Genomic DNA, 20,999 nt, shown 5'->3' on the forward strand with positions numbered 1-20,999 from the left:
GATGCCTGAAGGCGCTCACCCGCCCACAGCCTGACGCGCGTTGCGGTCCAGCCATTGCTCGGCCAGGGCCCGGGCCTTGGTATCCGCCTCGAACACGGCTCCCAGATCATTCACAGCCACTACCGGCTCAAGATTCAGGACGTCCTCGATGATACTCGCGATCTGCGGAAAGCGGATGCGCCGTTCGAGAAACGCCGCCACGGCGACTTCATTGGCTGCATTAAGCATGGCTGGCGCGCTGTTACCCGCCTCGGCCGCCTGCCGGGCCAGACGCAGGCATGGAAAGCGCTGCTCGTCCGGTGCTTGAAAATCCAGGCGCGCAATCGCAAACAGGTCCAACGGCGCCACACCGGAGTCAATCCGTTCCGGCCACGCCAGGGCATTGGCGATCGGCGTGCGCATATCGGGGTTACCCAATTGCGCCAGCACCGAGCCGTCCACGTAATCGACCAGGGAATGAATCACACTTTGTGGGTGAATCACCACTTCCACCTGGTCAGGCCGCGCATCGAACAACCAGCACGCCTCGATCAGCTCCAGCCCCTTGTTCATCATGCTTGCCGAATCCACGGAGATTTTGCGCCCCATGGACCAATTCGGATGCGCACACGCCTGGTCCGGCGATACATACTCCAGCTCATCCAGCGGCGTTTGCCGGAAGGGGCCACCGGAAGCGGTAAGCAAAATCCGGCGCACACCCACCTGGCTCAAGCCACGGGCAAAATCGGCGGGCATGCACTGGAAGATCGCATTGTGCTCGCTGTCGAGGGGCAACAGGACCGCCCCGCTCTTGCGCACGGCCTGCATGAAGAGCGCACCGGACATGACCAGGGCTTCTTTATTGGCCAGCAGGATCTTTTTGCCCGCATCGACTGCGGCCAGCGTGGGACGCAAACCCGCTGCCCCGACGATCGCCGCCACCACGGTATCCACCTCGGCATCCGCCGACACCTGGCACAGCCCTTCCTCACCCACCAACACCTGGGTGGCAAGGCCGGCAGCGCGCAGATCATCCTGCAGGCCACGCGCGGCCGCTGCCTGCGGCACCACCGCAAAACGCGGCGAGTGGCGCACGCACAGCGCCAGCAGCTCGCTGATACGCGTGAAGCCAGTCAGGGCAAACACTTGATAGCGATCGGGATGACGGGCGATGACATCCAGGCTGCTCAGCCCGACCGAGCCCGTCGCGCCCAGCACCGTGACCTGTTGCAGGCGGCTCACGAAGCGATCATCCACAGCAACACGGCAAAGATCGGCAATGCAGCGGTGAGGCTATCGATACGGTCCAGCACACCACCGTGACCCGGCAGCAGGTTACTGCTGTCCTTGATCCCGGCCTGACGCTTGAACATGCTTTCGGTGAGGTCGCCCACCACCGAAATGAATACGACCACGGCGGTCCCCAGCAAGGCAAGGAAGATCTGCTTCACCGACCAGTCACGCAGCACACCGACCACCAACGCAATCAGCAGCGTAAAGGCCAGGCCGCCGTATACGCCTTCCCAGCTCTTGCCCGGGCTGACGGCCGGCGCCAGCTTGCGCTTGCCAAAGGCACGGCCGGAAAAGTAGGCGCCGATGTCAGCCCCCCAGACCAGCACCATGACGGCCAGGATCAATTCGTTGCCGTTGGGGAAACGCTTGATTTCCACCAGTCCTTGCCAGGCCGGCAGCAGGATCAGCAAACCAATTACCAGCTTGCACGCCACACTGGACCACTGGCCGCTGGTACGCGGGTAGGTGAGCACCAGGAACGTCGCCGTGGCCCACCACAGTACCGCCGCCCCCAGCACCCAGGGCGCTATATCGGGCAGGATGTACATCAGGAACAGCAACAGCGCGACGATGGCGGCGTACGCGATACGTGGCAATTGGTCACTGAACCCCGCCAGACGCGCCCACTCCCATGCACCGAGGGTAACGACCAGGCCGATGAACAGCGCAAAACCGGAACCTTCAAGCAGGAAAAAACCGCACAAGGCAATCGGCAGCAGGATCAGTGCCGTGATGATTCGTTGTTTAAGCATTTAAACCCGGGCTCCAGCTTCGATCTGCTCGCTCGTTTTACCGAAGCGACGCTGACGGGAAGCGAAATCGGCCAGCGCATTGCGCATGGCATCGTGTTTGAAGTCCGGCCAGAACAGGTCGGAGAAGTACAGCTCGGTATAGGCCAGTTGCCACAGCAGGAAATTGCTGATGCGGTGCTCACCACCGGTACGAATGCACAAGTCCGGCAACGGCAGGTCGCCGGTCACCAGGCAGGTTTGCAACAGTTCGGGCGTAATGTCGTCGGGCCGCAGATGACCGGCCTGCACTTCGCGGGCCAGTCGCTGCGCAGCCTGGGCAATGTCCCACTGGCCGCCGTAATTGGCTGCAATCTGCAGCACAAAACGGTTGCTGCCGGCAGTAATGGCCTCGGCTTCACGCATGGCCGCCTGCAACTCCGGGTGGAAGCGGGAGCGGTCACCAATGATACGCAGGCTGATGTTGTTGTCATTGAGGCGCTTGGCCTCGCGACGCAGCGCCTTGAAGAACAGGTCCATCAAGGCGCTGACCTCTTCGGCGGGCCGTTGCCAGTTCTCACTGGAAAAGGCAAACAGCGTCAGCACTTCAACCTTGGCTTCGGCACACACTTCGATGACAGCGCGCACCGCATCGACACCCGCTTTATGCCCGGCAACACCCGGCATAAAGCGTTTTTTCGCCCAGCGATTATTCCCATCCATGATGATCGCGACATGGCGCGGCACCACAGAGGGCACAGTCTGCTTGGTCTTTTCCATGAAGGCGTCCTGACCCCTTATACGGCCATCAGGTCCTTTTCTTTTTCCTCGGTGGCCTTGGTGATCTGGGCCTCCGCATCCTTGGTCAGCTTATCGATATCGGCGACGGCGCGACGCTCTTCGTCTTCGCTGATTTCCTTGTCCTTGACCAGCTTCTTCAGATCACCCAAGGCATCGCGACGGATATTGCGCACGGCCACGCGCGCATCTTCAGCCGCGCTGCGCGCCTGCTTGGTGAAGCCCTTGCGGGTTTCTTCGGTGAGGGCAGGCATGGAAATCAGCAGCAACTCGCCCAGGTTGGTCGGGTTGAGGTTCAGGCCGGCGCTCTGGATGGCTTTGTCGACAGCACCGAGCATGTTGCGCTCGAAGGCCACGACTTGCAGGGTGCGCGAGTCTTTTACGGTGATGTTGGCCACCTGGGTGATGGACGTGTCCGTGCCGTAGTACGGCACCATCACGCTGCCCAGGATGCTCGGGTGCGCCTTGCCGGTACGAATCTGGCCGAACGCATGGTTCAGAGACTCCAGGGATTTGTGCATACGCTCTTGAGCGTCTTTCTTGATTTCGTTGATCATTGTTGGCCTTCCTCGATCAGAGTCCCTTCCGCGCCGCCGTGTACGATATTCAGCAGGGCGCCGGGCTTGTTCATGTTAAATACGCGCAGCGGCATCTTGTGGTCGCGGCACAGGCAGATAGCCGTCAGGTCCATCACACCCAGCTTGCGATCCAGCACTTCATCGTAGGTCAGATGATCGAACTTCTCGGCATGCGGGTCTTTGAATGGATCTGCAGTGTATACGCCATCGACCTTGGTCGCCTTCAGCACCACGTCGGCGTCGATTTCGATAGCGCGCAGGCACGCGGCCGAATCGGTGGTAAAGAACGGGTTGCCGGTGCCTGCGGCAAAAATCACCACTTCCTTGGCGTTCAGGTGGCGCATGGCTTTGCGGCGATCGTAGTGATCGGTCACGCCGACCATGGAAATCGCCGACATCACGATGGCCGAGATGTTGGCGCGCTCCAGGGCGTCGCGCATGGCCAGGGCGTTCATCACAGTGGCCAGCATGCCCATGTGGTCGCCGGTGACCCGATCCATGCCGGCAGCACTCAGCGCCGCACCGCGGAACAGGTTGCCACCGCCGATCACCAGGCCCACCTGAACACCGATACCGACCAATTGGCCGACTTCGAGCGCCATGCGGTCAAGCACCTTGGGGTCGATCCCGAACTCTTCCGAGCCCATCAGGGCCTCGCCGCTGAGCTTGAGTAGAATGCGTTTATAGCGAGCCTGATAACCACTGCCCTGCTGAGCCATTGCGAATCTCTCCTGCGGCGTATGTTCTAAAAAATTCTTGGCGAGCCGTTTACGGCTTGCGTTCACTCTAGCTGGACGCTATCACAGCGCCATCGGAACACGGCTTTGTAAGCCAGTTCCGAGGGGAAGCCAAATAAAATTAGCGTTCCCATTTGAAAAGAGGCTGCGCGCGTGAGCGGGCAGCCTCTTTCGGGCGACAGTTGAAAACTGTCTTATTGCTTGGCGGCAGCCAGCTGGGCAGCAACTTCTTCAGCGAAGTTGTCGACCGGCTTCTCGATGCCGTCGCCTACTTTGAAGTAGGTGAAGGAAACGATTTCAGCACCGGCTTTCTTGGCCAGTTCGCCCACCTTGATTTCAGGGTTCTTGACGAACGCCTGCTCAACCAGGCTTGCTTCAGCCAGGAACTTGCTGATACGGCCCTTGACCATATTTTCAACAATGTTTTCCGGCTTGCCTTTGATTTTTTCTTCGTTCAGCTGCAGGAACACAGCTTTTTCACGCTCGATCGCTTCGGCAGACACTTCCGAAGGCAGCAGGAACTCAGGGTTGCTAGCAGCAACGTGCATGGCGATGTCTTTAGCCAGCTCAACGTCGCCGCCTTTCAGAACAACCGCTACACCGATTTTGTTGCCGTGCAGGTAACCACCAACAACATCACCTTCCACACGGGTCAGGCGACGGATGTTGACGTTTTCGCCAACCTTGCCGACCAGTACCAGGCGTGCAGCTTCCTGAGCTTCGATCAGCGGAGCGACGTCAGTCAGCTTGTCGGCGAACGCTTTATCAACGCTGGCAGCAACAAATGCCTTGAAGTCGTCCTGCAGAGCCAGGAAGTCGGTCTGCGAGTTCACTTCCAGCAGAACGGCGGATTTGCCGTCTTCTTTCAGAGCGATAGCGCCTTCAGCAGCTACGTTGCCTGCTTTCTTGGCAGCCTTGATCGCGCCGGAAGCACGCATGTCATCAATGGCTTTTTCAATGTCGCCGTCAGCCTTTTCCAGGGCTTTCTTGCAATCCATCATGCCTTCGCCGGTACGCTCACGCAGTTCTTTAACCAACGCTGCAGTAATTGCTGCCATTTTCAAATTCCTCTTGGATAGGTTTTCAACCATTCCACCCGATCGAACGGGGGATCAATTCTTCCCGAACCACCGTTGTAGGCCGCTGCACGTTACAGTTGCCATGTTGCGCTGCCACAAGTGGGCGCCGACAAACGGTTTTCGAGGTGGCAAAAAGGGGGCCAAGCCCCCTTTTTGCTTACTGAGTCAACGCCAGGGCGTCAGTTACTCAGCGGCAGCTACCGGAGCTTCTTCAACGAACTGCTCGGTACCACCAGCAACGTGGTTGCGACCACGGATTACAGCGTCAGCCATCGAACCCATGTACAGCTGGATAGCGCGGATTGCGTCATCGTTGCCTGGGATGATGTAGTCAACGCCTTCCGGGCTGCTGTTGGTATCGACTACGCCGATAACCGGGATGCCCAGCTTGTTGGCTTCGGTGATCGCGATGCGCTCGTGATCAACGTCGATAACGAACAGTGCGTCAGGCAGACCGCCCATGTCCTTGATACCACCCAGGGAACGATCGAGCTTTTCCAGGTCGCGAGTGCGCATCAGCGCCTCTTTCTTGGTCAGCTTGGCGAAAGTACCGTCTTCGGCTTGCACTTCAAGGTCACGCAGACGCTTGATGGAAGCACGGATGGTTTTGAAGTTGGTCAGCATGCCGCCCAACCAGCGGTGATCGACGTACGGCGAACCGCAACGTGCTGCTTCTTCAGCAACGATCTTGCCAGCGGAACGCTTGGTGCCGACGAACAGAATCTTGTTTTTGCCCTGAGCCAGGCGCTCTACGAAGGTCAGCGCTTCGTTGAACATTGGCAGGGTTTTTTCAAGGTTGATAATGTGGATCTTGTTACGTGCGCCGAAAATGTACTTACCCATTTTCGGGTTCCAGTAACGGGTCTGGTGACCGAAGTGCACACCGGCCTTCAGCATATCGCGCATGTTGACTTGGGACATGATAGTTCCTTAATAAGTCGGGTTTGGCCTCCACGTATCCCAATGACCAACCAGCGGCTTCAAGGCCTCCGGCACCCAGGTCATCGTGTCGACACGTGTGTGGATTTAAGCTCTGCGGGGTATCCCCGGAAAGCGGCGCATTTTATACCACAGCATCGACAAAAACGGAACACGCATTCACGTTTGCCGCGCGACGCGCTCACGTAACCCCTTGAATAGAGCCGACCTACCCCTACCTTATAGAGAGAAGCGATCATCAGAGGCTCATGATTTGACGCCATCGTCTGCTAGAATCGCGTTTTTTGTGGCTTGTGCGAATTCCGCAACCTTTTGTCGCACGCCCGTCAACCGAATTGATTTCAGCGTATTGCGCTAGAGAGAGCCTGTATGACCGTGAGTTTGAAAACCGCCGAAGACATCGCCGGCATGCGCATTGCCGGAAAACTGGCTGCCGACGTGCTGGAAATGATCGCCGAGCACGTCAAGCCAGGCGTCACCACCGAGACACTGAACCAGATCTGCCACGACTATATAGTCAACGTGCAAGGCGCCATCCCTGCGCCGCTGAACTACAAGGGCTTCCCCAAGTCGATCTGCACCTCGGTCAACCACGTGGTCTGCCACGGGATTCCGGGTGACAAGCCGCTGAAGGATGGCGACACCCTGAACATCGACGTCACCGTGATCAAGGACCGTTACTTCGGCGACACCAGCCGCATGTTCCATGTCGGCACCGTGGCGCCGTGGGCCGAGCGCCTGTCCCAGGTGACCCAGGAATGCATGTACAAGGCCATCGAGATCGTCAAGCCTGGCTGCCGCCTGGGCGATATCGGCGAAGTGATCCAGAAGCACGCCGAAAAGAACGGTTTCTCGGTGGTACGCGAATTCTGCGGCCACGGCATCGGCACTGTGTTCCACGAAGAACCGCAGATCCTGCACTACGGCCGCGCCGGCACAGGCATGGAACTCAAGGCGGGCATGACCTTCACCATCGAGCCGATGATCAACCAGGGCAAGGCCGATACCAAGGTGCTGGGCGACGGCTGGACCGCCATCACCAAGGACCGCAAGCTCTCGGCGCAGTGGGAACACACCCTGCTGGTCACCGAGACCGGCTACGAGATCTTTACCCTGCGCGCCGACGACACGATTCCACGCGTATCGGCGTAAAGGCCGGGCAGGTTTTCCCAACGGTGTAATGACTGACTGACAGATAGAAAGGAAAGCCGATCGATGCCCCAGGTGGATCCAGAACTCTTCGACCGTGGCCAGTTCCAGGCCGAACTGGCGTTGAAGGCAAGCCCCATCGCTGCGTTCAAGAAGGCGATCCGCCAGGCGCGCGACGTGCTCGATGCGCGCTTTCGCAGTGGCCGCGACATTCGCCGGCTGATCGAGGACCGTGCCTGGTTCGTCGATAATATCCTGCAAAAAGCCTGGGAACAGTTCGACTGGAGCACCGAGGCGGATATCGCCCTGGTGGCGGTCGGCGGCTACGGGCGCGGGGAGTTGCACCCCTACTCCGACATCGACCTGCTGATCCTGCTGGACAGCGCCGACCATGAGTTGTTTCGCGATTCCATCGAGCGTTTTCTGACCCTGTTGTGGGACATCGGCCTGGAAGTCGGCCAGAGCGTGCGCTCGGTCGAAGAGTGCGCCGAAGAGGCCCGCGCCGACTTGACGGTTGTCACCAACCTGATGGAAAGCCGCACCATCTGTGGCCCCGAGCGCCTGCGCCAGCGCATGCTCGAAGTCACCAGCACCGCGCACATGTGGCCAAGCAAGGAGTTTTTCCTGGCCAAGCGCGCCGAGCAAAAGGCACGGCACCACAAATACAACGACACCGAATACAACCTGGAACCCAACGTCAAGGGTTCGCCGGGCGGGCTGCGCGATATCCAGACGATTTTGTGGGTGGCCCGTCGTCAGTACGGCACCCTGAACCTGCGCGCCCTGGCCGGCGAGGGTTTTCTGGTGGAGAGCGAAAACACCCTGCTGGCCTCGTCCCAGGAGTTCCTGTGGAAGGTGCGCTACGCCCTGCACATGCTTGCCGGGCGCTCCGAAGACCGCCTGCTGTTCGACCATCAGCGCTCCATCGCCACCCTGCTGGGGTTTGAAGGCGAAGATGCGAAGACCAGCATCGAAAGCTTCATGCAGCAGTATTACCGAGTGGTGATGAGCATCGCCCAGCTCAGCGACCTGATCATCCAGCACTTCGAAGAAGTGATCCTGGCGCCCGAAGACGAGGCGCCGCCGCAGCCGATCAACGCACGCTTCCAGCTGCATGATGGCTATATCGAGGCGCGCAACGACAACGTGTTCCGCCGCACGCCGTTCGCCATGCTGGAAATCTTCGTGCTGATGGCTCAGCAGCCGGAAATCAAAGGCGTGCGCGCCGACACCATCCGCCTGCTGCGGGAAAACCGTCATCTGATCGACGACGCGTTTCGTCACGACATCCGCAACACCAGCCTGTTTATCGAACTGTTCAAGTGCAAGATCGGCATCCACCGCAACCTGCGGCGGATGAACCGCTACGGCATCCTCGGGCGCTACCTGCCGGAGTTCGGCTTTATCGTCGGGCAGATGCAGCATGACCTGTTCCACATCTACACCGTGGACGCGCACACGCTGAACCTGATCAAGCATTTGCGTAAGTTGCAGTACACCCAAGTGTCAGAGAAATTCCCGCTGGCCAGCAAGCTCATGGCCAAGCTGCCCAAGCCGGAACTGATTTACCTGGCCGGCCTCTACCACGACATCGGCAAAGGTCGACATGGCGATCACTCGGAGATCGGCGCGGTCGATGCCGAAGCGTTCTGCCAGCGCCACCAGTTGCCGGTCTGGGACAGCCGGCTGATCGTCTGGCTGGTGCAGAACCACCTGGTCATGTCGACCACTGCCCAGCGCAAGGACTTGTCCGACCCGCAAGTCATCCACGACTTCGCGCAGATCGTGGGCGATGAGACCCACCTCGACTACCTTTACGTGCTGACCGTTTCCGACATCAACGCCACCAACCCCACGCTCTGGAATTCCTGGCGCGCCAGCCTGTTGCGCCAGCTGTATACCGAGACCAAGCGCGCCCTGCGCCGCGGCCTGGAAAACCCGGTGGACCGCGAAGAGCAGATCCGCCGCACCCAAAGCGCGGCCCTGGATATCCTGGTGCGCGGCGGCAACGACCCGGACGATGTGGAACAACTGTGGTCGCAACTGGGTGACGATTACTTCCTGCGCCACACCGCCGGCGACGTCGCCTGGCACACCGACGCCATCCTTCAACAGCCGGCCGATGGTGGTCCGCTGGTACTGATCAAGGAAACCACCCAGCGCGAATTCGAAGGCGGCACGCAGATCTTCATCTACGCGCCGGACCAGCACGACTTCTTCGCCGTAACCGTGGCGGCCATGGACCAGCTCAACCTGAACATTCACGACGCCCGGGTGATCACCTCCAGCAGCCAGTTCACCCTCGACACCTATATCGTGCTCGACACCGATGGCGACTCGATTGGCGATAATCCGCTGCGCGTGAAGAAGATCCGCGAAGGCCTGACCGAAGCCCTGCGCAACCCGGATGATTATCCAACCATCATCCAGCGCCGCGTACCGCGCCAGCTCAAGCACTTTGCCTTTGCACCCCAGGTGACTATTTCCAACGACGCCCAGCGCCCGGTCACCTTGCTGGAGCTCAGCGCGCCGGATCGCCCGGGCCTGCTGGCACGGATTGGCGGGATTTTCCTGGAGTTCGACCTGTCGCTGCAAAACGCCAAGATCGCGACCCTCGGCGAGCGCGTGGAAGACGTGTTCTTCATCACCGACGCCGATAACCAGCCGCTGTCCGACCCTGAGCTGTGCCGCCGCTTGCAGGAAGCGATCGTGGAGCAATTGAGCGTGACCCAGGAACCCGGCGTCGAGCTGACACGCTTGACCCTATGAACATCGGCTCTGTGGGAGGGGGCTTGCTCCCGATAGCAGTGGATCAGATAACAATCAGCTGACTGACACACCGCAATCGGGAGCAAGCCCCCTCCCACATTTAATTTTCGCCGGCAACTGAATTTGACGAGACTTTCGATGAACAACGCCCTGAACCAGCTGCAGCCCTACCCGTTCGAGAAACTGCGCGCACTGCTCGGCAGCGTCAAACCAAACCCGGACAAACGCCCGATTGCGCTGTCCATCGGCGAACCCAAGCACAAATCTCCGACGTTTGTCGCTGAGGCGCTGAGTAACAACCTCGATCAGATGGCCGTGTACCCGACCACGCTGGGTATCCCCGCACTGCGCGAAGCGATTGGGGCCTGGTGCGAGCGCCGCTTCAACGTCCCGCACGGCTGGCTGGACCCGGCGCGCAACATCCTGCCGGTCAACGGTACGCGAGAGGCGTTGTTTGCCTTCACCCAGACCGTGGTCAATCGCGGTGACGACGCGCTGGTGGTGAGCCCGAACCCGTTCTACCAGATCTACGAAGGCGCCGCGTTCCTCGCCGGGGCCAAGCCGCATTACCTGGCGTGCGTGGACACCAATGGTTTCAACCCGGACTTCGATGCCGTGTCACCGGACATCTGGAAACGTTGCCAGATCCTGTTCCTGTGCTCCCCAGGCAACCCGACCGGTGCGCTGATTCCGCTGGACACCCTGAAAAAGCTGATCGCCCTGGCCGACGAGCACGACTTCGTGATTGCCGCCGACGAATGCTACAGCGAGCTGTACTTTGACGAACAAACCCCGCCGCCGGGCCTGCTCAGCGCCTGCGTTGAACTGGGTCGCCAGGACTTCAAGCGTTGCGTGGTGTTCCACAGCCTGTCCAAGCGTTCCAACCTGCCGGGCCTGCGCTCCGGGTTTGTGGCTGGCGACGCGGATATCCTCAAGGCCTTCCTGCTGTACCGCACCTACCACGGCTGCGCGATGCCGGTGCAAACCCAACTGGCCAGCATCGCCGCCTGGCAGGACGAGGCCCACGTGCTGGCCAACCGTGACCTGTATCGCGAAAAATTCGACGCCGTGCTGGCGATCCTCAAGCCGGTGCTGGATGTGCAAAGCCCGGACGGTGGCTTTTATCTGTGGCCGAATGTGAATGGCGACGATGCAGCGTTTTGCCGCGATTTGTTCGTGGAAGAACACGTGACGGTGGTACCGGGCTCGTATCTGTCGCGTGAAGTGGACGGTTTCAACCCGGGCGCGGGGCGCGTGCGCCTGGCGCTGGTTGCGCCGCTGGCGGAGTGTGTGGAAGCGGCTGAACGGATTCGTGCCTTTATTCAGCGTCGCCGATAATGGCCAGGGGGGGGCACTTCAAGTGACCCGAATTCGCTTCACTCACATTCAGATCCACCCACACGTGTGCTGAAACGTTTTCTCTCATCCGGTGATGACGAATCAGGCTGTATAACCGCAATTGCTGAGGGGGCAATTTTCGCTCGTACGGGAGAGGCTCGGCATAGGAGACTTCTCCTCAAACAGAAGACATTGGGTTGTGTCCAACGCAGGAAACGTTCGCCCACCTACCGATAATGGTAGCCACCCGGACCGCTTATCCACTATAAAATCGCGCGATACTCTAAATGCCAAGGATGGATGATGCGTATTATTTCTGGAAATGGCGGAGCATTAGGCACCGCGCTCAAACAAGATATTGCTTCTTACCGCTATAAAGTATTCGTGGAAAAACTCGGCTGGCCATTGGATTGCCCTAATCAACTGGAGTTGGACGAGTTTGACCGGGATGACACGTTCTATATCACGGCCAAAGATGAGGCAGGCAAAATCGTTGGCACCGCGCGCCTCCTGCCGACGACCAGTCCCTATCTTTTATCAGAGATTTTCCCGTACTTGTTAGGCGCAACCCAACCGCCGTCACAAAAACATGTGTGGGAGCTTTCCAGATTTGCGGCAGTGGCGCTCGAAAAGGACACTGACGCGCTTAGCACCTACTCCTCCTCCCATTCAATGTCTCTGCTGCTTGCAGCCATTGAATACGCCAAGTCTCTGGGAGCTCGCCAACTGCTGACCGTTTCGCCGAGCGCTATAGCAAGACTACTGCTTAAAAAGAACTTCAGCATTCGTCGACTCGGCCCTTCCAGCATCAGCGAAGGCGTTAGCATCATGGCCCTGGAAATCGACCTGGCTGCGACGCGCCGCCATTAAGCGGGTACTTGCCAGGGCCGGATGCCGGCTATATCAGCGGCGCCAGCCTTCCCGCCGACAGTGGCTTTGACGCCTGATCCACGCAGCCGAAAACAACGCCGGACCCGCCGCGATTACTGGGCCAGACGTTGTTTTTAACAGGCGCTTCGCCTTATTCGGCGCCCGAAGAGCACACGATGTTGACGATACGATCCGGGACGAAGATGAACTTATCCACGCGCCCCCCCGACAGCCAGCGCTGTACTGTTGCATCCAGCAATACCAGTGACTTTACCGCGTCTTCGCTCATACCGCGCCGAAGCATGATGCGGGTCCGCAGCTTTCCGTTGATGGACACCGGGCACTCGAATTCAGCCTCATACAGCAAGCTTTCATCGGCGGTTGGATAACCGGCGTCCAGAATGGATACCTTGTGACCAAGGGCCTCAGACCACAACTCCTCGGTAATGAATGGAGCATAGGGATGCAGCAACTTGAGCAACAGCTCCAACACTTCCCGCTTATGGCAGTGCAATGCGCTGAGCTGATTCACGCAGATCATCAACGCTGCAATAGCGGTGTTGTAGGATATCTCATGGGTCGCTCGGCGCACCTTGGCGATGGCCGTGTGCAGCACCTTGAGCTCTTCGCCAGTGGCAGCGAGGTCCTGCACGATGGCAGCACCGTGCTCATCCTGAAAAAGCCGCCATATCTTCTGCAAGAACTTGTGCGGCCCATCAATGGATTGCGTCGACCAGATGGCGGTCTGATCAATCGGACCGAGAAACATCTCGTGGAGGCGGAAGGTGTCGGCCCCATACACATCGATCAAGTCATCCGGGTTGACTACGTTGTATTTGGACTTGGACATCTTTTCCGATAAACGATCACACAGAAAGGTACCGTTCGAATAGATAAACTCGCCCTGGGTATATGTCTGACGCCATGAACGAAGCGCCTCGACATCAACCTGGTTCTTGTCATTTACAAAGCTGATATCCACATACAGCGGCTGGAGATCGCGCGCTCCCTTGAGATCGGCGGACACGAACTCATGGGTCGATTTGTCTCGGTAAATGATCGCCGAAACCCCAAGAATCATGCCTTGGCACAGGACTCTCTTGAACGGCTCATCAAATGTGATGAGACCGCGGTCCTTAAGAAAGTGAGTCCAGAAACGCGAGTAAAGCAGATGGCCATTAGCATGCTCGGCACCGCCCACATAGAGATCCACGGACTGCCAATAAGCCAACGCAGCCTTCGAAACGGGTTCGTTGGTATTGGACGGATCCATATACCTGAGAAAGTACCAACTGGATCCGGCCCAACCCGGCATCGTGGTCGTTTCATACTTATGACCGCCATAACGCCAGCTACTGGCGCGCTCCAACGGCGGCTCACCCTCACTGGTCGGCAAGAAGGCCTCGACATCGGGCAACGTTACGGGCAGGTCCTCCTCAGGCACTGCGCGAGGAACACCCTGCTCGTCGTAATAAATCGGAATCGGCTCACCCCAATAACGCTGGCGTCCAAAAATCGCATCTCTGATGCGATAGCTGAAGGCGCGCTTACCTACCCCGCTCGACACCAAGCGGTTCAAGATCCACTCGGTAGCCTCTGTACGAGACAGGCCTGTGACCTCACCAGAGTTGATCAGCTTGCCCTCGGTTACCAAAAACGGCTTGCTCGCCTGCTCTGCCCCCTCGTAGATATACGTGATGGGCAGATCGAATGTTTGAGCAAAGTTGAGATCGCGCTGATCGCCGGACGGTACCGCCATGATGGCGCCAGTCCCGTAATCGGCCAGGACATAGTCAGCAATCCAGATCGGGAGGTTCTCGCCGGTCAACGGGTGGATCGCATAGGCACCGGTAAATTGGCCCGTCACACGATCTGTCTTGGCCATGCGATCACGCTCGGAACGCAAGGCTGCCTCATTGCGATAGCCCGTCACCTCGCTCTTGAATGATTGAGGGGTGATCGCCTCAACGACTTCGTGCTCGGGCGCCACCACCAGAAAAGTAGCGCCGAAAAGCGTATCAGGGCGCGTCGTGAAGACCTTGATGGAACACTTAGAGTCGCGAACCTGAAAATCTATTTCAGCGCCCTGTGACTTGCCAATCCAGTTGCGTTGCATATCCTTGAGCGCTTCAGGCCACTCCAGCCCGTCGAGCCCTTCAAGCAGCCGGTCGGCATAAGCTGAAATGCGCAACATCCATTGTTTCATCATCTTTTTCTGAACGGGGTGACCGCCGCGCTCGGAAAAACCTTCCTTGATTTCATCATTGGCCAAAACAGTGCCCAAGGCCGGGCACCAATTGACGTAAGAGTCGGCACGATAAGCCAATCGGTAGTTCATCAGAAACGCCGATTGTTCCAGTGCCGAGAAGCTGGCCCATTGCGCCGCAGTAATGACTGAAGTCCGAACATCCGACCAGGCATTGACTGCTGTGTTGCCGGCGTGCTCGAACTTTTCAATCAGTACACTAATAGGAAGAGCCTTCTGGGAATCAAGGCAGTACCAACTGTCGAACAACTGGCAAAATATCCATTGTGTCCAATGATAATATTGAGCGTCGGAGGTTTTTATTTCACGATCCGTATCGTAACAAAAACCCAACTTCCTGAGCTGCGCCTTAAAAGTCGCTATATTTTTGTCGGTGGTAATCCTGGGGTGCTGTCCGGTCTCGATCGCATATTGTTCTGCGGGCAATCCAAACGAGTCGAAGCCCATCGGATGCAATACATTGAACCCTAACATCCGCTTGAAGCGACTGTACACGTCGGTGGCAATATAACCCCGGGGATGGCCAACGTGCAGGCCTGCACCCGATGGGTAAGGAAACATATCAAGGCAATAGTATTTAGGCAGCGAAGTGTCTAGTTTAACGGAGTAATGTTTTTCATTTTCCCAGCGCGCGAGCCATTTTTCTTCAATCTTCCTTATACTATCTATTTGCATGAACAACTCCTAAAAACCCGCAGACACCCAATTTTCCGAGAGGGGAAATATATTACAATCGAGCGCTATTCGCAACGCGCTGCGGTTAATTTAAGGAAGGCATATATCGTTTGGGTCACCCCGTTTTCGGGCTGTAGAAAAGCGTAATGGCGCCCCCTCTTTGAGCATTAGGTCAGCCGGGGAATAGCCCGCCGAAATCATCCGCTGCAATGATCGTAGATACTCCCTCTCCGTATCCGCCGCCCCCTGGCAATCCAACCCTTCAGAGGCAAGCTCGACAAGTCGCTGTATACCCGAGGCGAGTGAGATTCCGGAAGAGTCGGCGCCCTTCATGCCAAACTCCGCAGCCTGAGCATATTTTATATTCAACTCATTCAGCGCTTGCCCCCCTAGAAAATCCAATGCGCCATCCAGGGCTTCCTCGCTATAGGCCAACCCCTTCCAGAACGCTGCAAGTGAAGCGGCAAATGGCGACGCACAGGTATCGGCAGAACGAAACTCGACGACATTTTTCAGCCGTGCCTCTGGATACAGCGTGCCTAGGTGCATGACCCAGTCCTGGAGTGTTGCGCCACCTGAGCGAGCGCCTAGACGCATGTAATCCCGAAAACTCAAGTCATTCATATGGATCAGCTCGCCCTCACGTTGAATGAACAGAACCGGCTTATCCAGTGCCCATTCGACATAGTGTTCAAAGGCGTTTGGAACGAACTCGGCGCTCAACATGAAATCCGGGATACCTGCGCGTTGTTGATCAAATAATGTCCACGCATGCATACGGTGACTTTTATAGCGACTGGACACGGCAGCAGAATAAGGTGAGTTGGCAAATAGCGCGACAATATAGGGTTGGCACGCAACCCCCAATTTCAAGAGTTTTCCGGCATGTCGTTCAGAGAAGTAATCGACAGATACCTGCATTGACGCTGTCATCTTTTGACCCGCCGATGCGCCCGTGACTTTCTCCAAAATGGGCATCATATGCAGGTAGCGTTTACGCGGCACCGTCGCAACCGACGACACATCGCCGAACGGTCTAAACCCAATGGGTAATAAAGAAATGGCCAGCCTGTTACAGACCTCATCAAGTTCGCGCAAGAAAATCTCGAGTTCAACAAGGATGTCAGAAACAAGACGAAGCGGAGAAGAAGAAAACTCCATCTGCCCGCCGGGTTCGAGGCTTACAACCGTGGCCCTGCGCTTCAACCCAACAATCAGGCCGTCGTCATGAACAGGCGCATATCCGTAGCTTAACAAGCCTTTGAAGATACTCGACAAGCTGCGCACGCCAAAAAAAGGCACGCTCAACGAGGTCGTTCGATCAATCAGGATCAACTCATATTCAAGCCCAATCAACGACGACGTCCTGGACTTGATGTGCCGATGAAAATAGGCAACACAATCGTCCTTTATTATGGTTCTCTCATCCTGCACTTCAAGCAGCTCACCGGCCATATTGATTGTCCACTCGCACTACGCCAACAGGTCTTCAAGATCACGCAATGCTGTCATCAGCCTGTCGATATCTTGCCGGGTATTGTAAAGATGCATCGAGACACGCAAAGCACCGTTAATACCGCTACTTCTATACAGCGGCTGATTGCACTGAAATCCGGAACTCACTGCGATGTCGTAACGATCGGAAAGAATCCTTGAAACAAACCCGAGCTCCACGTTGCCTGCGGGAACGATAGGGAAAATCGGCAGGTGTTGAGGCGCTAAAGGGAAAGCCATCTCAATATTGCGCACCGTACGAATCTGCGACGAAAAATAACGCTCCAAGTCCTTATCGTGGTCATGAACCAACTGGACACCCAAGCTGTTTATATAGTCGACTGCGGCCCCCAGACCTATGGCGCCCTCAATGTTCGGCGTTCCAGCCTCGAAACGGCCGGGCCCGGATTGAAAGCTGATATCGTCACTGCCCACTTTATTGACCATGCCACCGCCGTAGCGATGACACTTCATGGATGCCTGCAAGTCCCGTCGAACGTAAAGCACCCCTATTCCTGATGGCCCAAACATCTTGTGCCCGGACAGAGCGAGAAAATCACAGGCCATATGCCCTACGTTGACCGGGATATGACCAACGGTCTGCGCAGCATCAACCAAGCTCAACGCTCCTCGTGCCCTGGCGATAGCACACAGTTGGCGCACCGGCTGCACATTACCGGTGACATTCGAGGCGTGACAAACGGCAACCAACTTCGCAGGGTCAGCGGCGAGCAGCGAATCCAGATGATCAAGGTCTATGCAACCGCTTTGATCCAGCCTGGCCACGGTCACTCGGCATCTAAACAGCCAAGGCAACAGATTGGAATGATGCTCCAGGGGCGAAACCACAACATGGTCGTCCTTCCCCAGCGACAGCGCATTGGCCACCAGATTAATCGAGTCCGTACAATTAGCGGTGAATATCACTTCATCAGCACTGCCGCCTAGAAAACCAGCAACTTTATTTCGAGAAGCCTCATAGAGCTGAGAGGACAACTGGGCATATTGATGATTCGACCGTCCGACGTTGCTGGCAGCATTCCGATAATAATCAGTGATGGCCTCAATGACCGGCGTCGGTTTTAACGATGTTGATGAGCTGTCGAAATAAATGCGCTGATTATCTTGAAGAAACGGAAAGTCATTACGCGGATCGGGCAACACCAGGCTTCTCATATTTGACGTTTGCATAACATATTCTCTTTATAAGCACGTCATTTTTAATCCCGAACAGGATTATTTGACGATCGCAAATTTACCCGATGATTCAGGCGCTATACTTGGAACAGCAAGCAGTTCAACCACACGCTGACGGCCAAACCAATGGCGTAGTGAGGCGTGAACGACTGACATATCCACCGCGTCATTCGAGGCATTCATCACATAGAGCAACGTGACGCAGGCGTCGGTTACCTGCAGTTGATACTGCCGTACCCAGGGTGCGCAAACCGTAAGCACTTCATCGAGGTCAGCAAGCGTCTTGATATCGCCCTCCTCGGTCACGATCGCATCCTTGACCCTGCCGTGTAACTTTAATAGAGGAATAGTCTCTGACGGCTTGAATGCATGCCCTGCCCAGTCTCCATCGGCTAGCTCAACCAAGTCTCCGGTGGCGTAACGCAAAAAAGGCATAAGCGGGTTTTTCCAGGATGTGACAATCAGCTCGAATATATTGCGCTCAGGTAAATACGGTTTGAGTTCTATAATGGTTTCATGGCCACAGCGCACAAAGGTGCCCGCCCGATTTTGCATAAACATAACACCTAATTCCGTAGAGCCATACATGCTCAATACTGGCCTACCGTAAGCGCGTTCAATCAGCCTGCGCACAGTAGCGGTCAGGTACTCATAAGAAGCGGCGATGTAATCAGGGATATACAAGGGCTCATCGATTTTATACTCAGCCCGTTTGACCAGGAAAATTGCCAGGTAAGTTGGATCTATCTCCAGCAACCTTGGAGCAAACATCCACAGTTCCGCGCCGATCCGCTTGATGTCGGTCATGGTCCAGCGGGTAGGGTCCGGGTGAGTGTTAAGGCTCAGTACGCCGTTGTGTATTCTTTCGTTATAGTTAGGATTATCCAAAAAACACGAGACCGCAGAACATGCCGCGGTGGTCAACACTGCTTTTTTATCATGCTGTATTGAGTAGCCGGCCATATCACTCACGCATTGATAGGCATACGTGAACTCACGGCTCCACCAGCCTTTATATCGAATGATCTGAAGAATTTGATGGCTGCTACCCGATGTACTGGCGAACTCAACATCTCCTCCCTCAATGCCCATGCGCATCGCATCCGTCATAAAGTTTTGCGGAAATCCGGAAATGATTTCCTGTTTACTCAATAACGGAATATCACCGGGCTCGCCCTTTTCAAAAAAGCGACCAAGGTTCCCGACCACGCGCTGATAGAGGGGGACTTGAAAATGGTTAATCGACATCCCTTAGGCTCCTTTTAGCAGCTTCACTGACGAAACGTTTCCATATCTGCATGTTTTCCGGGTGATTAACTAATGTCTTTTCAATATGCCCCTGCAATCCCAGAACGAAATGATCATCACCGTTAAGTTCCAAGCCCTCTATCAACCCGTCGTCCGATATCGCATTGGCCTTCAACGAAGGTGCCAAACGCTTGACTGCTTGATGGTGCACAGATGAAATAGTGAGCGTGCTTCTCTGCGTGATCGCGTAAAGCTGGCTGGTGGGGTCCACGTCAACAGGGTGATAGTTGATCCAACCGTCATTATCTATACTGTGGTCGACGCCCCGATAAGGAATCTCCTGAAAGAGCGTTCCCCCTTCTGCAACGTTAATCAGTTGCATGCCCCTGCACACCCCTAGAATGGGAAGCTTGCGGGCCTTGGCTTCCCGATACAACAGCAGCTCCAGTGCGTCACGGTCTTTGTCGGGACTCAACATCATGGGGCGCTTGTAGGCCTCTCCTACGCCCGTAACCTGGGAGGTATAAGTGACTTCGAGCGCCTCTCCATAACTACTGGGACACAGATCCTGACCGGACGGTAACAGCAAGCCGCTTGCCAGTTCAAACAAGCGCTCGACACACTCGGTGGACATGCCAGGCGAAAGAATAAGAGGCAGGCACTTCAACGAAATCAGAAGATCGATAAAGCTGCTATTGACCACGTTCACTGACAAGGCAGCCGAGTGATTTATTGCTAATCGCTGGCGCGCGGCGCTGATGAGAATGACGGGCTGCATCATTCACCTCCCTGGATAAGTGGACTGTTTAATAGTAAGCACGTTGCGAAAGGCGCGCAGTATGGAATTTATCGATCAGCGCGGACCGGCAATGTATCAATGTAATCGGCGATGGAGTCCAACTTTAACCTGTCATATGAATAGCGTTGATCCGGCTCGGTATCAGGCATCTTGGTGCCTGCACGCATTGCCGACTCTACAAAAATCCCTAGTAGAGGATTCACCTCAAGCACATAGAATTTCCCATCCACAGCGGATTGCACCATATCGACGATAGTTCCATTTATCCCCAAGACCTTGGCGGCCTCAAGCGCCACTTCCACTTCGCCTCCCAGAATTCGAGGCGTCATTTCGCCGCCAGCAGATATATTTGTTTTAAAACTGTGTTTCTTCTTGCGACTGTAGCCGCCCATCAACTCGCCGTTGAAAATTTCGACACGGCGATCGTAATCACCGAACTCTATGTATTGCTCAACATAATAATCGGACAGAAAATGGCCGGTGGCCTGAATAAAATCAATGAACTGCTCGGCATCCACGAAGCGCATGATCCCCACCGCACCGTGCCCTGAGCGCGGTTTGTAAACGAGACTCCCCCAGCGCGCAAACAACTCATGAATAACAGAATCCGCAACCGACGTTCCCAGCAACGCAGCATCCGGAACGGTAACACCCTGCTTGCGCAACAACTGATTGGCTTTGAATTTATCACGGCAATTGAAAAACGAAACGCATTCATTCACCACTGCCACCCCACTATCTTGGAGTGCCCGAAGAATATCCGCCTGGTAGGCAGATTGTTCATCGGCATTCATATGAAACAGTGCATCAAAATCACTAAGGCAACGCCCACAGGCTGAATAAACCTTGCCTGAGATCACATAACACTCGCGCATATCAAACTCGGAAAAAACGACAAACCCTTTGTCCTCAAGCAACTGACACAGCACTCGCTTGGGAACATGGCCGTTATCATTTTCATACATCCACAGGATGACCGAACGACGAGTGCTGACTGAAGTATTCATCGCAGAATCTCCGCGCTTATATTTAATGATTCATCATGAGTATGGTGCGCTGAAAG

17 protein-coding genes are annotated in these 20,999 nt (G+C 56.3%); 4 read left to right on the plus strand and 13 right to left on the minus strand.

Features of this window, described 5'->3' with window-relative positions; all coding sequences use genetic code 11:
- Positions 1-15: 15 nt before the first annotated feature.
- The 7 genes from ispC to rpsB all read right to left on the minus strand — a co-directional run bounded on the left by ispC (position 16) and on the right by rpsB (position 6,113).
- A complete protein-coding gene (gene ispC / locus J1G34_RS14805) occupies positions 16-1,221 on the minus strand; it encodes a 1-deoxy-D-xylulose-5-phosphate reductoisomerase (RefSeq protein ID WP_222994268.1) in 1,206 nt (401 codons plus the stop codon).
- Entirely contained in the window at positions 1,218-2,024 is an 807-nt protein-coding gene (locus J1G34_RS14810; RefSeq protein ID WP_065886089.1) for a phosphatidate cytidylyltransferase, read from the minus strand. The genes ispC and J1G34_RS14810 overlap by 4 nt, the downstream gene beginning before the upstream one ends.
- A complete protein-coding gene (gene uppS, locus J1G34_RS14815) occupies positions 2,025-2,780 on the minus strand; it encodes a polyprenyl diphosphate synthase (RefSeq protein WP_017137143.1) in 756 nt (251 codons plus the stop codon). It abuts the gene before it with no gap.
- Positions 2,781-2,797: 17 nt separating this feature from the next.
- Positions 2,798-3,355: a ribosome recycling factor gene (gene frr / locus J1G34_RS14820; RefSeq protein ID WP_065886088.1), complete on the minus strand. Its 558-nt coding sequence runs from the start codon at positions 3,353-3,355 to the stop codon at positions 2,798-2,800.
- Positions 3,352-4,095 carry a UMP kinase gene (gene pyrH, locus J1G34_RS14825; RefSeq protein WP_003172271.1) on the minus strand — a complete coding sequence of 248 codons (744 nt, stop codon included), beginning with the start codon at positions 4,093-4,095 and terminating at the stop codon, positions 3,352-3,354. The genes frr and pyrH overlap by 4 nt, the downstream gene beginning before the upstream one ends.
- A gap of 212 nt (positions 4,096-4,307) precedes the next feature.
- Complete coding sequence (tsf, locus tag J1G34_RS14830; RefSeq protein WP_065886087.1) at positions 4,308-5,171, minus strand: translation elongation factor Ts; 864 nt, start codon at positions 5,169-5,171, stop codon at positions 4,308-4,310.
- A gap of 204 nt (positions 5,172-5,375) precedes the next feature.
- Positions 5,376-6,113: a 30S ribosomal protein S2 gene (gene rpsB, locus J1G34_RS14835; RefSeq protein WP_003219330.1), complete on the minus strand. Its 738-nt coding sequence runs from the start codon at positions 6,111-6,113 to the stop codon at positions 5,376-5,378.
- Between the two features lie 387 nt (positions 6,114-6,500).
- Here rpsB and map point away from each other — a divergent pair, with 387 nt between their 5' ends.
- The 4 genes from map to J1G34_RS14855 all read left to right on the plus strand — a co-directional run bounded on the left by map (position 6,501) and on the right by J1G34_RS14855 (position 12,257).
- Entirely contained in the window at positions 6,501-7,283 is a 783-nt protein-coding gene (gene map, locus J1G34_RS14840; RefSeq protein ID WP_065893367.1) for a type I methionyl aminopeptidase, read from the plus strand.
- Positions 7,284-7,346: 63 nt separating this feature from the next.
- The gene (locus tag J1G34_RS14845; protein ID WP_065893366.1) at positions 7,347-10,049 is read left to right on the plus strand and encodes a [protein-PII] uridylyltransferase; all 2,703 of its coding nucleotides are present in this window, start codon (positions 7,347-7,349) and stop codon (positions 10,047-10,049) included.
- Between the two features lie 138 nt (positions 10,050-10,187).
- The gene (gene dapC, locus J1G34_RS14850; protein WP_222994269.1) at positions 10,188-11,387 is read left to right on the plus strand and encodes a succinyldiaminopimelate transaminase; all 1,200 of its coding nucleotides are present in this window, start codon (positions 10,188-10,190) and stop codon (positions 11,385-11,387) included.
- Between the two features lie 303 nt (positions 11,388-11,690).
- Positions 11,691-12,257 carry an acyl-homoserine-lactone synthase gene (locus tag J1G34_RS14855; protein ID WP_065896965.1) on the plus strand — a complete coding sequence of 189 codons (567 nt, stop codon included), beginning with the start codon at positions 11,691-11,693 and terminating at the stop codon, positions 12,255-12,257.
- Between the two features lie 151 nt (positions 12,258-12,408).
- Here the strand turns inward: J1G34_RS14855 and leuS are convergent, their stop codons facing one another.
- The 6 genes from leuS to J1G34_RS14885 all read right to left on the minus strand — a co-directional run bounded on the left by leuS (position 12,409) and on the right by J1G34_RS14885 (position 20,943).
- Entirely contained in the window at positions 12,409-15,198 is a 2,790-nt protein-coding gene (gene leuS / locus J1G34_RS14860) for a leucine--tRNA ligase (protein ID WP_065893363.1), read from the minus strand.
- A gap of 90 nt (positions 15,199-15,288) precedes the next feature.
- Positions 15,289-16,653, minus strand: a complete 1,365-nt coding sequence (locus tag J1G34_RS14865; RefSeq protein WP_222994270.1) for a glutamate-cysteine ligase family protein — start codon at positions 16,651-16,653, stop codon at positions 15,289-15,291.
- A gap of 18 nt (positions 16,654-16,671) precedes the next feature.
- Positions 16,672-17,883 (minus strand): aminotransferase class V-fold PLP-dependent enzyme, encoded by a 1,212-nt coding sequence (locus tag J1G34_RS14870; protein WP_128875707.1) that lies wholly within the window; start codon positions 17,881-17,883, stop codon positions 16,672-16,674.
- A gap of 45 nt (positions 17,884-17,928) precedes the next feature.
- Positions 17,929-19,137: a phenylacetate--CoA ligase family protein gene (locus tag J1G34_RS14875; protein WP_222994271.1), complete on the minus strand. Its 1,209-nt coding sequence runs from the start codon at positions 19,135-19,137 to the stop codon at positions 17,929-17,931.
- Positions 19,127-19,915, minus strand: a complete 789-nt coding sequence (locus J1G34_RS14880; RefSeq protein ID WP_163003342.1) for a gamma-glutamyl-gamma-aminobutyrate hydrolase family protein — start codon at positions 19,913-19,915, stop codon at positions 19,127-19,129. Before J1G34_RS14880 ends, J1G34_RS14875 begins: the two co-directional genes overlap by 11 nt.
- Positions 19,916-19,983: 68 nt before the next feature.
- Entirely contained in the window at positions 19,984-20,943 is a 960-nt protein-coding gene (locus J1G34_RS14885) for an ATP-grasp domain-containing protein (protein ID WP_083203243.1), read from the minus strand.
- Positions 20,944-20,999: the final 56 nt, after the last annotated feature.

It is taken from the genome of Pseudomonas sp. Wu6 (assembly GCF_019891515.1).
GTDB lineage: Bacteria > Pseudomonadota > Gammaproteobacteria > Pseudomonadales > Pseudomonadaceae > Aquipseudomonas > Aquipseudomonas orientalis_A.

Excerpts from the sequence above, each read along its gene's own strand:
- pyrH (WP_003172271.1), bottom strand. The coding sequence starts at position 4,095 with ATGGCTCAGCAGGGCAGTGGTTATCAGGCTCGCTATAAACGCATTCTA.
- leuS (WP_065893363.1), bottom strand. The coding sequence starts at position 15,198 with ATGCAAATAGATAGTATAAGGAAGATTGAAGAAAAATGGCTCGCGCGC.
- tsf (WP_065886087.1), bottom strand. The coding sequence starts at position 5,171 with ATGGCAGCAATTACTGCAGCGTTGGTTAAAGAACTGCGTGAGCGTACC.
- J1G34_RS14810 (WP_065886089.1), bottom strand. The coding sequence starts at position 2,024 with ATGCTTAAACAACGAATCATCACGGCACTGATCCTGCTGCCGATTGCC.
- frr (WP_065886088.1), bottom strand. The coding sequence starts at position 3,355 with ATGATCAACGAAATCAAGAAAGACGCTCAAGAGCGTATGCACAAATCC.
- J1G34_RS14875 (WP_222994271.1), bottom strand. The coding sequence starts at position 19,137 with ATGTCGATTAACCATTTTCAAGTCCCCCTCTATCAGCGCGTGGTCGGG.
- J1G34_RS14880 (WP_163003342.1), bottom strand. The coding sequence starts at position 19,915 with ATGCAGCCCGTCATTCTCATCAGCGCCGCGCGCCAGCGATTAGCAATA.
- dapC (WP_222994269.1), top strand. The coding sequence starts at position 10,188 with ATGAACAACGCCCTGAACCAGCTGCAGCCCTACCCGTTCGAGAAACTG.
- map (WP_065893367.1), top strand. The coding sequence starts at position 6,501 with ATGACCGTGAGTTTGAAAACCGCCGAAGACATCGCCGGCATGCGCATT.
- J1G34_RS14865 (WP_222994270.1), bottom strand. The coding sequence starts at position 16,653 with ATGGCCGGTGAGCTGCTTGAAGTGCAGGATGAGAGAACCATAATAAAG.
- rpsB (WP_003219330.1), bottom strand. The coding sequence starts at position 6,113 with ATGTCCCAAGTCAACATGCGCGATATGCTGAAGGCCGGTGTGCACTTC.
- J1G34_RS14855 (WP_065896965.1), top strand. The coding sequence starts at position 11,691 with ATGCGTATTATTTCTGGAAATGGCGGAGCATTAGGCACCGCGCTCAAA.
- J1G34_RS14870 (WP_128875707.1), bottom strand. The coding sequence starts at position 17,883 with ATGCAAACGTCAAATATGAGAAGCCTGGTGTTGCCCGATCCGCGTAAT.
- J1G34_RS14885 (WP_083203243.1), bottom strand. The coding sequence starts at position 20,943 with ATGAATACTTCAGTCAGCACTCGTCGTTCGGTCATCCTGTGGATGTAT.
- uppS (WP_017137143.1), bottom strand. The coding sequence starts at position 2,780 with ATGGAAAAGACCAAGCAGACTGTGCCCTCTGTGGTGCCGCGCCATGTC.
- J1G34_RS14845 (WP_065893366.1), top strand. The coding sequence starts at position 7,347 with ATGCCCCAGGTGGATCCAGAACTCTTCGACCGTGGCCAGTTCCAGGCC.